The sequence below is a fragment of the Halorubrum salinarum genome, from assembly GCF_013267195.1.
Taxonomy (GTDB): Archaea; Halobacteriota; Halobacteria; order Halobacteriales; family Haloferacaceae; genus Halorubrum; species Halorubrum salinarum.
Map to the genome: position 1 here is coordinate 1,284,666 of NZ_CP053941.1, position 13,207 is coordinate 1,297,872.

Here is a 13,207-nt window from a genome sequence, read left to right on the forward strand (position 1 = left end):
CGACCGCCTACGACGCGCCAGTGACAGTCACGAGCGTCCACGACCCGAGCCACCGCGAGGCCCTCTGGGAGCTGGAGGACGCCTTCGGCCGCGGCGACCTCGTCAGCCTCTTCGGCCGCTGTACCGTCACCTACGAGGGGCGCGCGGCCTCGGACCTCGGCGCCGGCGACCGGCTGCTCGTGTTGAAGCCCGACGGCGCCGCCCTGGTCCACACGGACGAGGGGCGCCAGCCGGTCAACTGGCAGCCGCCGGGGTCGGAACACCACGCCGCCGTCCGGGAGGGGCGGCTCCGCGTGCGCTCGACCAGGAGCAACCCGGACGAGACCCTGACGGTCCGCTTCTCCGACGTCCACCAGCTCTCTGCGATGGCCGTCACGGGCGGCCGCGACCTCGACCTCCACGGCAGCGAGGAGGACCTCCGAACCCGGATCTTGGAGCGCCCCGAGCTCGTCGAACCCGGGTTCGAGCCCCGCGAGACCGAGCGCCCCTCCAGCGCCGGGCCGATGGACGTCTTCGGCGTGGACGCCGACGGGACGCCGGTCGTCGTCGAGCTGAAGCGCCGGCGGGTCGGCCCGGACGCCGTGGGACAGCTGGCGCGGTACGTGCGGGCGCTCCGGGAGGAACTCGGAGTCGCCGACGAGGGCGAGACCGACGACGACTCCCCCGCGGTCCGCGGCATCCTGGTCGCGCCGTCGGTCACCGACCGGGCCGCGGAGCGGCTCGCGGACCGCGGGTTCGACCACGTCGCGCTCGAACCGACGCCGGAGGGGTGAGCCGAGCGGAATGCCAACGCGGGACGCGATCGGGCCGAACGGCGGGCGCTCAGGGCCGCGAGGCCGACGAGGACGCCTCGCTATCGAAGGGTTTATCGCCGCAGCGAGGGCTACATCGGACAAGTAGCCATGTCTGACAAACCCGCCTCCATGTATCGGACGATCGACAAGCCGTCGTACACCCGCCGCGAGTACATCACGGGCATCCCCGGCTCGAAGATCGCCCAGCACAACATGGGCGACCTCTCCGCGGAGCCGGACGACTACCCCGTCCAGATCAGCCTCCGCGTCGAGGAGGAGCTTCAGGTCCGACACGGCTCGCTCGAGAGCGCGCGCCTGTCGGCGAACCGCCACCTGATCAAGGAGCTCGGCGAGGGCAACTACAAGATGACCCTCCGCAAGTTCCCCCACCAGGTCATCCGGGAGAACAAGCAGGCGACCGGCGCCGGCGCGGACCGCGTCTCCGACGGCATGCGCCAAGCGTTCGGGAAGCCGGTCGGCACCGCCGCGCGGCTCGACAAGGACGACGTGATCTTCACCGCGTACTGCGACGTCGACCAGGCGCCCGTCGTGAAGGAGGCGTTCCGCCGCGCGTACAACAAGCTCTCCCCGCCGTGCCGGATCACGGTCGACCGCGGCGAGAAGCTGCTCGTCTCGTAACGACCGCCGACCGCCCCGTCCGTGAGGCGGGTTTTCTTCGCGCGTTCGCGTGACGTAGCCGCGGCACCGCGCGGCGAGCCGAACTCCTGAAATACCTCGCTCGCGTACCGCACGGCAGTGTCACAGCAGTTGGCCGATGTCGAGACGCTGTTCCTCCACGAGTCGCGGAGCGACTACACCGTGGTCGCGAACCGCGACGGCAAGCGTGTGCTCCGGGGGCGGCTCGAACTCAAGGAGACCTCCGCGGGCCCCCGCCCGGGGAAGTTCCGAGTGATCCGCGACGGCGAGGACCACCCCCGCCAACCGGACGAGTTCGTCGACCTCGCGCGGGCGGCCGGCCGGATCCGCATCTCCGAGCAGACGACGCCCGAGAACCGGGCGCGGCTGAAGGAGATGCTGGACGGCTACCAGCTGGAGGCGACGGCGGTCCGGACCTGCCGGCGCTGCGCGAGCGACGGGCGGTACGGACCGATCACGAGCGAGGACGCGATCGAACACAACGGCGAGCTGATCTGCCGGGACTGCGCCCGCCGGGAGCTAGAGCGGGAGCTGTCGTACAAAGGCGAGTTCACCGGCGCGGCCGAAGAGCGCCTCGAAGAGCTGCTGTACGAGTCGGGCGACTTAGACCGGATCGTGAGCCTACTCCAGGGCGGGCTCGACCCCGACCTCACGAAGTACGACGAGGTCTCCGCGAACGTCGACGACATCTCGCCGGTGCGGACCGAGGACTTGGACCTCCATCCGGACCTTTCCGCGCACCTCCAGGGCCGGTTCGAGGAGCTGCTTCCGGTCCAGAGCCTCTCGGTGCGGAACGGGCTCTTGGACGGCGACGACCAGCTGGTCGTGAGCGCGACCGCGACGGGGAAGACCCTCGTCGGCGAGCTGACCGGGATCGACCGCGCGCTGAAGGGCGACGGGAAGCTGCTCTTCCTCGTGCCGCTCGTCGCGCTCGCGAACCAGAAGCACGAGGACTTCGAGGACCGCTACGGCGACCTGCTCGACGTGTCGATCCGCGTCGGCTCCTCGCGGGTGAACGACGACGGCAACCGCTTCGACCCGAACGCGGACGTGATCGTCGGCACCTACGAGGGGATCGACCACGCGCTCCGAACGGGGAAGGACCTCGGCGACGTGGGCACGGTCGTCATCGACGAGGTCCACACGCTGAAGGAGGGCGAGCGCGGCCACCGGCTCGACGGGCTCATCTCGCGGCTGAAGTACTACAGCGAAGAGCGGATGCGGACGCACTCGGGGTACGACGGCACGCAGTTCGTCTACCTCTCGGCGACCGTCGGGAACCCCGAGTGGCTCGCGGAGAAGCTCCGGGCGACGCTGATCGAGTACGAGGAGCGTCCCGTCCCCATCGAGCGCCACGTCACGTTCGCGGACGGCCGCGAGAAGGCGCAGATCGCCGACAAGCTCGTGAAACACGAGTTCGACACGAAGTCCTCGAAGGGGTACCGCGGGCAGACGATCATCTTCACGAACTCGCGGCGGCGCTGCCACGAGATCAGCCGCAAGCTGCGGTACGACTCCGCGCCGTACCACGCCGGCCTCGACTACGGGCGCCGGAAGAAGGTCGAGCGCCAGTTCGGGAACCAGGACCTCTCCGCGGTCGTCACCACCGCGGCGCTGGCGGCCGGCGTCGACTTCCCCGCCTCGCAGGTGATCTTCGACTCGCTGGCGATGGGGATCGAGTGGCTCTCCGTCCAGGAGTTCTCGCAGATGCTCGGGCGCGCCGGGCGCCCCGACTACCACGACCGCGGGCGCGTCTACCTCCTCGTCGAGCCCGACGGCGTCTACCACGGCTCGATGGACCGCACCGAGGACGAGGTGGCCTTTACCCTCCTGAAAGGCGAGATGGAGGACGTGGCGACCCACTACGACGAGACCGCCGCGGCCGAGGAGACGCTCGCGAACGTCGTCGTCGCCGGCAAGAAGGCCAAGCGCCTCAACGACCGCATGATCGGCGAGGTCCCCACCAAGCACGCGCTCGGCAAGCTGTTGGAGTGGAACTTCATCGACGGCTTCGAGCCCACGCCGCTGGGTCGAGGCGTCACCAGACACTTCCTCGCGCCCGACGAGGCGTTCTTCATCCTCGACTCGGTCCGGAAGGGGACCGACCCCTACGACATCGTGGCCGACCTCGAACTGCGCGACGACGAGGAGTGAGGGCGGCCGCGGTCGACCCCGGTGCGGAGCGCAACGAAACCCTTTAGCGGCCGATGCGGGTAGGTATAGGCGCGGGACCGTGGGTTAGTGGTATACTCCGGGCCTTGGGTGCCCGTGACCCCGGTTCGAATCCGGGCGGTCCCACTCCTGCGGCGCGAGCAACTCCGCGAGCGACGGCGATGAGTAGTTATAACCAGAACCGCGGTGGCGCGTGCCGATGAGCGCCCGGAGGGCGCGAATCGCACGCGCGAGGGAGTCGGTCGCCCGAGCGACGCGAGGGCGACCGACGAGGCTGGGGAGGCGTGAGGTGCGGTCGCGGTGCTGTGGGGTGGGACTCAAAGGGGCAGTCGGGAGGACGAAGCACGGCGCAGTAAGCACCGCAGGGAGCGAGTGTAACGAGCGACCGAGGAGCGCAGCGAGCCGCGCGAGTCGTCCCGGCTGGGGCTTTGGTCGTCGTCGCCGTGGCAGCAGCAGCGACGCGCAAGCGCGCGCCGAGAGCTCTGAAAATCTACACGCCACCGCCAACCACTGTTTAAAAACGATTTCAGGCCAAGTCGGTCAGCGACTGCTGCTCGTACACGTCGGGGTCGGCGGGGGGCGCGTCCCGGATCTCGGGAAAATACTCCAAGAGCTGATTCGCCAGCTCCTCGCCGAGCCGGACCGGGACCGCGTTGCCGATCTGTTTCAGCACGTCGGTCTTCGTCCCCTCGAAGGCGAACTCGTCGGGGAACGTCTGGAGCCGCGCCATCTCGCGGGGCGTGAGGTAGCGGTCCTCGGTCGGGTGGATAAAGACGTTCGTGCTCACCGTCAGGGATGGCTCGTCGGGGTCGAGCCGCCGGAGGTACGTCCCGTAGCGCTTGACGATCTCCGGCTCGTGGGGACAGGTGTCGGTGTCCTCGCAGTCGCAGCGGTACTTCTTCGTCTTCAGGCGGTCGGGGAGGTCGCGGTAGTAGCCGCCCGGCGGGACGTGGCGGATGCGTTCGAGCGTCTTCTCGCCGGTGTCCGCGTACGTCATGTTCGGGATGTCGTCGGTCGCGTCGGCGAGCGCCTCGCCCGCGGTGCGCCAGTGGCCCTCGGGCGTCGTCGGCTCGGGGAAGCGGATCGGCACGTCGCGGTCGGTGCCGACGAAGAAGATCCGGCGGCGCTTCTGGGGGACGCCGTACTGCTCGGCCTCCAGCACCCGGTACTCGCACTTGTAGCCGTGGGCCGCGAACTCGTCGACGATGAGGTCTTTCACGTACCGGTCGTCGCTGGTCTGCCGGTTGATCAGGTCGCGGACGTTCTCCATCAACACCAGCTGCGGTTCGAGGACGGAGACGACCCGGAGGAACTCCTCGAAGAGGGTGTTCCGGCGGTCCTTCTCCATCTCGTCGAGCTCGATCTGCTCGTTGTTGAGCCGGCTGAAGCCCTGACACGGCGGGCCGCCGATCACCACGTCGACGCCGTCGGGGTCGTAGCCGGCGCCGGCGACGGCCTCGCGGATCGCCGGGGCGTCGAGTTCGCGGACGTCGCCGTCGAGGAACTCGGTGTCGTCGAAGTTGCGGCGGTACGTCTCCGCGGCCGGCTCCCACTGGTCGCTCCCGAGGGCGACGTCGAAGCCGGCCCGCTCGAAGCCCAGGTCGAGGCCGCCGCAGCCGGAGAAGAAGCCGGCGACGACCGGCGCGTCGGCGTCGTCGCTCGCGGCGTCCGATCCGGAGCCGGCGTCGCCGTCAGCGCCCACCGACACCACCTCGGCCGACCGCGAGCGCGCGTGCTCGGTCCATTCGTGACGGGATTCGCCGCGGTCGCATAAAAACGTCACACCTCGGGCGAGGGGACGCGGAGCCTCGCCGGAGTCCGGCGGTCAGGCCCGTCGCTCGCTGATCGCTTCGGCGATCCGCTCGTCGGGGCGGCGGAGCTCGCCGGACTCGACCTCGTAGACGTAGCCGGAGACGGTCGTGTCGTCGGGGATGAACTCGGACTCGCGGAGGTACTCGACCTGCGCGGCGCAGGCGGCGTCGATGTCGTCGGTCATCTTCACCCAGTCGAGGAGGTCGGCGTCGCCAATGTTCAGCTCCGGGAGGGAGGGGTCGAGGTCGGCGTCGTCGAGGTCGCCGGCCTGCGCTTCGAGCCCCTCGCGGATCGCCTCGTCGGGCGCGCTCATCATCCCGCAGTCGGTGTGGTTGATCACGACGATCTCGTCGGTGTCGAAGAAGTTCGTCGTGAGCGCGGCCGACCGGATCACGTCGTCGGTCACCTTGCCGCCGGCGTTGCGGAACACCTGCGCGTCGCCGAGGTCGATGCCGAGCGCCTCCTCGATGGGGATGCGCTCGTCCATACAGGCGACGACGAGGAGGTTCTCGTCGGTCGGGATCCCCTTGCGGCGGCGGCGCGCCCAGTCGTCGCGCGCGTCGACCGCGGCGTCGAGCGCCTCGTGGTGAGCGTCGTGGTCGTGACCGTCGTGGTCGTGCGAGGTCATCGATCGATCGAAGGGGCGCGAACAAGGGGGCGATTGCGGAAACCACGATCCGCGCCGTCGCCCCGGATCGGCGGCGATATCGTCCGACGCCTGAGACGCGAAGCGGACCCGGACCGAGTCGGACCCGACCGAGGGACGCGCGACCGGATGCCGATCGGGGCGCCGCCTTTCGAAATCCTTTTGTCTCGAATCGGCGTTGGTCCGAGTGCGAGCCGCCTTAGCTCAGACTGGGAGAGCACTCGACTGAAGATCGAGCTGTCCCCCGTTCAAATCGGGGAGGCGGCATATTCTGACCCCGCGAGCGACAGCGAGCGGGTGAAGAAACGACGCCGAGCCGATTCGAGCAGACGAGTCGCGAGGGCGAGCGTCTCGGCGAGTTCAAATCGAGGGGGCGGCGTGGCTTTTCAGCGCGATCCGAATTCGTTAGCTGTGGTTGAAGATCGAGCTGTCACGCGACGGCGCCGACCGGCTCAGCGGCGACGGCGCGAGGACCGCCCACCGCGGGAGGATCGCCCGCCGCCCGGGAAGCGCTCCAGCGCCTCGGTCGCGGCCGCCTCGGTACAGTAGAACGCCACGAAGCTGATCGCGAACTTCTCGCCGTTGGCGGTGCCGACGGTGACGCTCCCGTCGGTCGCTTGGAGGGACTGGACCTCCAGCTCCCGGCCGCTCTTGACCAGGGCGTAGAGGTCGCAGTACTCCGTCTCGAAGGTGGCGCCCATCGGCTCGAACGCTTCGCCCGCCTTGCTGGTGAAGGACCCGGCGGCGTACGCGACGTCGTCAGCGGAGCCCGATTCCAGGACGAAGTCGGCCGCGATACACTCGCCGGTGTCGGGGTCGGTCTCGACGCAGGCGAACTCGTACTTCGCGAGCCGGCCGTCGGCGGTACAGTCGGTACACTCCGCACAGACCTCGCTGATGAGCGATTCCAGCTCCGCGCCCAAGTTCGACGCCTCCTGGACGGCGACGAAGTCGTCGGGGGTGCTAGCGATCTCGTCTCGGAGGTAGTCGTCGAAGCCGGCGACGTTCTCGCCGATGCCGACGGCGATAATGCGGCGCCCGGCGGCCGTGATCGCGGTCGCGGTGGCGGCGGTCTCGTCCAGCTCGCCGGGTTCGCCGGCGACGCCGTTCTCGCCGCCGCTCGATCCGCCCGTGTACGCGAACGTGCCGTAGGGGAACGTCGTGTCGTCGGCCGGCGGCGAGGCGCCGTCGCCGACGACCCCGTTCTCGTAGTTCGGCCCGCCGTCGGTGATCAGGACGACGATCTCTTTCCCGCCGCGGCCCTCCTGGTCGAGGATCGCGTTCGAGAAGTCCAAGGCGCCGGGCATGTGCGTCGCGTTCTCTTGCGGCGGGGCGCTCGCGGGCACGCCGCCCCGGACGGCCGAGACGTTGCTCGCGGTCGCGGGGGCGAGGAGGGTCCCCGGCCCGTACGCGAACGCTGCGGGCGCGTCGCCGAACGTGACGAGACCCAGCTGAACGTCGTCCGGCACGACGCCGAGGAAGCTGTCCACGCCGCTCTGGATGTCGCCCCAGGTGCCGGCGGACCGTATCGAGCCCGAATAGTCGAGCGCGACGACGACGTCGACCTCGCCGCCGCAGGTCTCGATAAGGTGGTCGTCCGCGGCGGCGGATCCGGTGGCGAACGGCAGACCGGCTCCGCCGATGGTGAGCGCGCCGACCGCGCCCGTCGTGCGGAGGAGGCTGCGTCGCGAGATGGGAGCGGTCCGGGTCGGTTCGGTTGTGGCTTCGGGTGTCATGATGGGTGCGTACCGGGTCCGGACTGCGTGATCGGGGCGAACCGCGAGATCGGGCGAAATATCGAGTCACAGGCGCGTAACGGTCGATCTCGGTCGCACCGCGGCCGGGAGCCAGGTAGTCGCAGGTACGTACGTCTCGCGATGTCGTAAGTATGGTTCGCCGACCCGCTTCGCCCGCCCACCGGCGGTCCGGTCGCGAAACAGCGACACCCGAGCCCGGTAGGAGGGTACTACTTGGTCGCCGCCGGCGCGGTCGGCGCGTGCCGGACGGCGCCGGGACGGCGACGAGAGCGAAGTTACGCCCCGGGACCGAGCGGCGCCGCGCACTCGCGACAGAACGCGAACGACGCGTCGTTCTCGGCGCCGCACTGCGGACAGGTCGACCGCGACGCGGCCTCGGGGTCGGGGGGCTCGCGGTCGTACTCCGGGTCCTTGGTGTACCGGTCGAGTTCCCCCTCGCGTCGCTTGCGGCGGCGCTCGCGCCCCTCGCGGAAGATCCGGACGAGGGCGCGGACGCCGACGGCGAGCGCGACGAGCAGCAGCGCGCCGGCCGCGACGAGGTAGACCGTCCCGACGTCGAGCATGGGACGGCTACGGACCGGAGACGTAGATATTGTGGGGTGTCACCACGGAGCGTGGCGAGCACAGACCCGGGCGGCGTCGACCGGGGCTCACTCGTCGCCCACGAAGACGGTCGCGAGCCGGGCGCCGCAGTCCGGGCAGTCCAGCGTCTGCCACGTCTCGGGGTCGAGGTCGCCGAACGGTTCGGAGCGGCGGGCGTCCGCGGCGGCGACGCGCGCGCCGCACGTCTCGCAGTCGTAGGTGTCCTCGGAGTCGGCCATCGTCGGGGGTACGGGCCGGTCGCCGAAACCGACTTCGCCGCGCGGCGCCACCTCCGCCCATGAGCCGGTTCGCGGCGGTCGCGTTCGACCTCGACGACACGCTGTGCCGCCACGACCACGACGTGGACGCCCTCTACCGACGGGCGTTCGAGCGGGCGGGCGTCGAGCCGTTCGGGGAGCCGTCGGAGCTGTGGCCTCTCCTCGACGGGCCGCCGGACCCCGACGACCGGGTCGGGTACCTCGGCGCGGGGTTCGCGCGGCTGGCGGCCCAGCACGGCCGGGACGTGGACCCCGTCGCGCTCGCGGCGGCGTTCGAGGCGGTCGCGGACGAGTCGCGGGTGGCGTACCTCCCGGGCGCCGCCGACGCGCTGGCGGCCGCGGCGGCCGCGGGCCCCGTGGGCGTGCTCACGAACGGGCCCGAGGCGCGCCAGCGGGCGAAGGTGGAAGCGCTCGGGCTGGCCGACCGCGTCGACGCGATCGTGTACGCCGGGGACCTCCCGCGCCGGAAGCCCCACGCGGAGCCGTTCGAGCGGCTGGCGGCGGCGCTGTCGGTCGACCGGCGAGAGATGCTGTACGTCGGGAACTCGCTGGCGTACGACGTCGCCGGCGCGCACAACGCCGGCCTCCGGTCCGCGTGGCTCCGGGGGGACCCCGACGACGCGGCGGCCCCGTACCGCCCGGACTACGTCGTCGACTCGCTGGACGAGGTGGCCGCGCTGCTGACGGCGGACGACAGGTCGGGAGACGAGGCGGCGACCCGGACGGAGGGAGACGGGTGAGCGACGCCGTCCGGGAGCGAGCCCTCGCGGCGACGCGACCGGGAGCGACGCCCGTGAGCGTCGAGCCGTTGGGGCGAGGGAACCGCAAGCGGACGGAGGTGGTGCGGTTCGCGGCCGAGCCGCCGGTCGTCGTCCAGTGCTCGGCGGCGCCGGGGGCGACCAAGACCGAGGCGGCGCTGCTGGCGGCGATCGACGCGCAGACCGACGTGCCCGTCCCCCGACCGCTCGGCGACGGCGTCGTCGACGGCACCGGGTGGCTGGTCACGCCGCTGATCGAGGGGCGCGACCTCCACGAGGCGTTCGTCGACCTCGACCCGGCCGACCGGCGCGGGGTCGCGCGGGCCTTCGGTCGGTTCCTCGCGACGCTCCACGAGGCGTTCCGGTTCCGCGGATGCGGGGCGCTGACGGCCGACGAATCCCCGGCCGACGAAGCGACGGGAACGGAGTCGACCCCCGGGCGCGGCCCGTCGCTGTCCGTCGTCGACCCCGCGGACGCCGCGGAGTGGGTGCGGCGGTTCGGCGAGCGGCACGCGGCGCGGCTGCCGGCGGACTTCGACGACCTCCGGGAGCGGATCCGCGACGCGCTCCGGGGGCCGATCGGGGCCGACGGCGCCCCGCGCCTCTTCCCGTGGGACTTCCGCCCCGGGAACGCCCTCGTCGCGGACGGCGCGGTGACGGCCGTCCTCGACTGGGAGGCGCCGCTCGCGGCCCCGCGGGGCGTGTCGGTCGCCAAGGCGGAACACCTCGTCGTCGACTGGTACGTGCCCGCGGGCGAGACCGGACCGCTCCGCCGGGCCTTCCGCGAGGGGTACGAGTCGGTCGCCCCGCTGCCGGCGGTCGAGCGCGCGCACCGCGCGGCCGCCGTCGCGAGCGCGGTCGTCGACGGCGGGGGCGCGGTGACGAACCCGCGGTACCCGCCGGTCGACCGCGACGCGGCCGTCGAGTTCCACCGCGCGGCGCTCCGTCGGGCGCTCGATGGGAGCGACGACTGAGCGGGGAAGGGAGGCGCGGCCGTCGGGGCGGAGAGACGAAGGCAGGCCGAGAGGGCGGGGAGTCAGTACAGCGCCGTCGCCGCGAGGATCCCCGCGGTCTGCCCGAGGCCGACGAGCGCGATGCCCGCGACGACGCCCGCCGGAGTGCCCGCGAGGGCGGCGACGGCGGCGCCCGCGACCGAACAGGCGGCGGCGACGCCGTGGACCGCCGACCGCCGGCCGTCCGGGTCGCGCAGGGCCGTGTAGCCGAACGCGGGCGCCGGCAGCAGCATCCAGCCGTAGAAGGCGACGGCGAGGAGCGCGTCGGCCGGCACCGCGGCCGCGAGCGTCGGCGCGGCGCCGTCGCGGGCGAGGAACCCGGCGACGCCCGCGACCGTGACCGGCGTGCCGGCGAGGATCACGAGCTTCCACGCGCGGAGGACCCCCGCCGCCATGTCGCGCCACGAGGCGGCGACGAAGGCGACGAGCAGGACGCTCATGATGACGTGCGCGACGAACAGCGCGTGCGCGGAGACGAGGCCGACGACCGCCCCCGCGGCGACCCCCCACGCCGCCGGGACCAGCAGGGCGGGGCCGTTCTCGCGGAGGAGCAGGCCGGGGCCGTCCGCTCGGTGCGCGTGAGACACACGCGGCGCTTTCGCGGCCGGACGCATAAACGTCCGCGTCGGAGGGGCCGTCGGAGAACTCGACGGATCGACCGGCGTCGGAGCGAGAATCCGTCGTGCGGTCAAGATACGCCCCGGAAAGTGGGGCTTTTCGAAAACGAACGTTCAGCGAGCGTCGTGGTAACTGTACACTCGAAATTCTTATCCCGTGGCGGGGCCTCTCTATATTCGCAATGGCGACCGGAAAGGTTGATTTCTTCAACGACACTGGCGGCTACGGATTTATTGAGACTGACGACGCGGACGACGACGTGTTCTTCCACATGGAAGACGTCGGCGGCCCGGACCTCGAAGAGGGCCAGGAGCTCGAGTTCGACATCGAGTCCTCCGAGAAGGGCCCCCGCGCGACCAACGTCGTTCGGCAGTAAGCCGATCCGAAGGGTGGGTCGGTCCGGCTGACGCCGAACGCGACTCTGACACACGGTACCAAACGTTTTCGTCCGCGTCGCGGGCTCACGTCCGCCGCGGCCGTATTTTAGCCTCCACCAGCGCGCCGCTCGTCGCGCTCGCCGTCGAAACCGCGAAAACGGTCCGTGAGAGCGGCGCGTCCGCGCTCAGATGTGCTGTCCGAAGAGCCCGCGGCCCTTCGTCACGGTCACGTCGCCCTCGACTTTCGTCTGACAGGCGAGGCGGACATCGTGGTTCGGGTGGTGCGGCGGGAGCCAGAGGCGGGCGCGCTCCTTCTTGCTCGGCTCGCTGACCTCCCCCTCGACCTGGACCGCGCAGGAGCCGCACGACCCGGCGCCGCGGCAGTTGAGCTGTTCCATCTTGCCGTTGTAGACGGAGAGACCGGCCTCTTTGAGTACGTCGCGGAGGTTGGCGCCCTCCTCGCATTCGATTTCCTCGCCCTTGTAGGATACAGTAGGCATGTCGACGGAGGGTACGCGAGCGATCCACAAAGAGTCTGTGTCCGCGGGCCGCGACGCCGGACTCAGGGACCGGGGCCGCGTAGTCCCGCGATACCGGTCGTGTGCCGAGCGTCGGACGCCGACGGGGCGTTTTTTACCCTCGGCACCGCAGGGTGGCACAATGGGACTCAGGTGTCTGCTCGGACACGACTTCGGCGAACCCGAACTCCGGCGCGAGCGCGAGGAGGAGGGCGACGAGGTCGTCACGACCGTCAAGGAGGTGAAGACCTGCGCTCGCTGCGGCGAGACGCAGATCGTCAGCGAAAACACCGAGGTGACGACGATGGAGCAACTGGCGGACGAGGCCGCCGCGAACGCGGACGCCGGGAGCGACGCGGGCGCGACCGCGACGGCGGCGAGCGGCCCCGCGCCGGACGCCGACGACGGGGCGGCGCCGGGGACCGTCGACGGGGACGACGCCGCGGCCGGCGCCGAGGGGCTGACGCTCGACGAGGAGCCCGGCGCCGGGAGCGACGACGCGGTGATCATCGACGACGGCGCGGCGGGCGACGAGGGGGCCGAGGCGCCGCCGCGGGGCGAGGACGGCCCGGCCGATCCGAGCGCCGCGGGCGCATCGGACGCGGCGGCGGAGTCGGATCCGGCGGACGAGGACGCGGAGCTGTTGGACGCCGGCGGGGAGTCGGCGGCCGCGTCCTCGCCCGCGGCCGACGCCGAACCGGACGGCCGGCCGACCGACGAGGCGGACGCCGAGAGCGACGACGGCGTGATCCTCGACGAGGAGGCGGCGGACGCCGACGACAGGGAGCGGGGCGCGTGGCCGTCCGTCGACGAGGCGGACGCCGAGGCGGGCGAGTCGACCGCCTGGCCCGACCACGGCGGCGAGGACGAGGGGTTCAGCGCGGAGGTCGGCGAGGGCGGCGACGCCGGGGTGGAGTTCGGCGGCGGGCTCACCCCGGAGGCCGCGGACCAGCCCGAAGACGGGGAGCAGACGGAGTACGTCGAGGCCCCGGACGACGGCGAGGCCGTCTCGTTCGACGCCGGCGACGCGGGAGAGACGGGCATCACGCGCGGCGAGAGCCCGGACCTAGAGACGATGGGGGACGACGAGCCGACGGAGTACTACTGCCCCGAGTGCGGGATGGTCCGGGCCGCCGACGGGAGTTCGATGCGCGCGGGCGACATCTGCCCGGAGTGCAAGCGCGGGTACGTCGACGAGCGGCCGCGGTAGCCGAGCGTTAAAAGG

14 protein-coding genes and 2 tRNA genes are annotated in these 13,207 nt (G+C 71.5%); 9 read left to right on the top strand and 7 right to left on the bottom strand.

The genetic code is table 11. The annotated features are described in order from the left end of the window. Positions 1-20 precede the first annotated feature (20 nt). The 4 genes from nucS (at position 21) to HPS36_RS06470 (ending at position 3,749) form a co-directional block, all read left to right on the top strand. Positions 21-773, top strand: a complete 753-nt coding sequence (nucS, locus tag HPS36_RS06455; protein WP_173229246.1) for an endonuclease NucS — start codon at positions 21-23, stop codon at positions 771-773. Positions 774-902: 129 nt separating this feature from the next. Next, a complete protein-coding gene (locus tag HPS36_RS06460) occupies positions 903-1,433 on the top strand; it encodes a 50S ribosomal protein L16 (RefSeq protein WP_053770214.1) in 531 nt (176 codons plus the stop codon). A gap of 117 nt (positions 1,434-1,550) precedes the next feature. Continuing rightward, entirely contained in the window at positions 1,551-3,605 is a 2,055-nt protein-coding gene (locus HPS36_RS06465) for a DEAD/DEAH box helicase (RefSeq protein ID WP_173229248.1), read from the top strand. A gap of 73 nt (positions 3,606-3,678) precedes the next feature. Next, positions 3,679-3,749, top strand: a tRNA-Pro gene (locus HPS36_RS06470). 400 nt (positions 3,750-4,149) lie between these two features. On the opposite strand, the gene HPS36_RS06475 is transcribed toward HPS36_RS06470, so the two are convergent. Both HPS36_RS06475 and HPS36_RS06480 read right to left on the bottom strand, forming a co-directional pair. Next, the gene (locus HPS36_RS06475) at positions 4,150-5,325 is read right to left on the bottom strand and encodes a DNA cytosine methyltransferase (protein ID WP_394353798.1); all 1,176 of its coding nucleotides are present in this window, start codon (positions 5,323-5,325) and stop codon (positions 4,150-4,152) included. A gap of 123 nt (positions 5,326-5,448) precedes the next feature. Continuing rightward, the gene (locus tag HPS36_RS06480; protein ID WP_173229252.1) at positions 5,449-6,063 is read right to left on the bottom strand and encodes a beta-class carbonic anhydrase; all 615 of its coding nucleotides are present in this window, start codon (positions 6,061-6,063) and stop codon (positions 5,449-5,451) included. A 211-nt stretch (positions 6,064-6,274) separates the two neighbouring features. Here HPS36_RS06480 and HPS36_RS06485 point away from each other — a divergent pair. Next, positions 6,275-6,348 (top strand) — tRNA-Phe (locus HPS36_RS06485). Positions 6,349-6,533: 185 nt separating this feature from the next. Here the strand turns inward: HPS36_RS06485 and HPS36_RS06490 are convergent. From HPS36_RS06490 to HPS36_RS06500, 3 genes are all read right to left on the bottom strand, one after another. Further along, positions 6,534-7,817 carry a vWA domain-containing protein gene (locus HPS36_RS06490; protein WP_173229254.1) on the bottom strand — a complete coding sequence of 428 codons (1,284 nt, stop codon included), beginning with the start codon at positions 7,815-7,817 and terminating at the stop codon, positions 6,534-6,536. A 296-nt stretch (positions 7,818-8,113) separates the two neighbouring features. After that, positions 8,114-8,401: a zinc ribbon domain-containing protein gene (locus HPS36_RS06495; RefSeq protein ID WP_137717046.1), complete on the bottom strand. Its 288-nt coding sequence runs from the start codon at positions 8,399-8,401 to the stop codon at positions 8,114-8,116. Positions 8,402-8,488: 87 nt separating this feature from the next. Then, positions 8,489-8,659: a hypothetical protein gene (locus tag HPS36_RS06500; protein ID WP_173229256.1), complete on the bottom strand. Its 171-nt coding sequence runs from the start codon at positions 8,657-8,659 to the stop codon at positions 8,489-8,491. 59 nt (positions 8,660-8,718) lie between these two features. Here HPS36_RS06500 and HPS36_RS06505 point away from each other — a divergent pair, with 59 nt between their 5' ends. Continuing rightward, a complete protein-coding gene (locus HPS36_RS06505) occupies positions 8,719-9,438 on the top strand; it encodes an HAD family hydrolase (RefSeq protein ID WP_173229258.1) in 720 nt (239 codons plus the stop codon). After that, positions 9,435-10,430: a phosphotransferase family protein gene (locus HPS36_RS06510; protein ID WP_173229260.1), complete on the top strand. Its 996-nt coding sequence runs from the start codon at positions 9,435-9,437 to the stop codon at positions 10,428-10,430. Before HPS36_RS06505 ends, HPS36_RS06510 begins: the two co-directional genes overlap by 4 nt. Before the next feature lie 62 nt (positions 10,431-10,492). On the opposite strand, the gene HPS36_RS06515 is transcribed toward HPS36_RS06510, so the two are convergent. Then, a complete protein-coding gene (locus HPS36_RS06515; protein WP_173229262.1) occupies positions 10,493-11,083 on the bottom strand; it encodes a hypothetical protein in 591 nt (196 codons plus the stop codon). Between the two features lie 185 nt (positions 11,084-11,268). Here HPS36_RS06515 and HPS36_RS06520 point away from each other — a divergent pair, with 185 nt between their 5' ends. Continuing rightward, positions 11,269-11,463 carry a cold-shock protein gene (locus tag HPS36_RS06520; RefSeq protein WP_004599158.1) on the top strand — a complete coding sequence of 65 codons (195 nt, stop codon included), beginning with the start codon at positions 11,269-11,271 and terminating at the stop codon, positions 11,461-11,463. A 186-nt stretch (positions 11,464-11,649) separates the two neighbouring features. Here HPS36_RS06520 and HPS36_RS06525 read toward each other — a convergent pair whose 3' ends face one another. Beyond that, positions 11,650-11,964 carry a 2Fe-2S iron-sulfur cluster-binding protein gene (locus tag HPS36_RS06525; RefSeq protein ID WP_053770221.1) on the bottom strand — a complete coding sequence of 105 codons (315 nt, stop codon included), beginning with the start codon at positions 11,962-11,964 and terminating at the stop codon, positions 11,650-11,652. Positions 11,965-12,124: 160 nt separating this feature from the next. Here HPS36_RS06525 and HPS36_RS06530 point away from each other — a divergent pair, with 160 nt between their 5' ends. Beyond that, the gene (locus HPS36_RS06530) at positions 12,125-13,192 is read left to right on the top strand and encodes a DUF7093 family protein (RefSeq protein ID WP_173229264.1); all 1,068 of its coding nucleotides are present in this window, start codon (positions 12,125-12,127) and stop codon (positions 13,190-13,192) included. Positions 13,193-13,207: the final 15 nt, after the last annotated feature.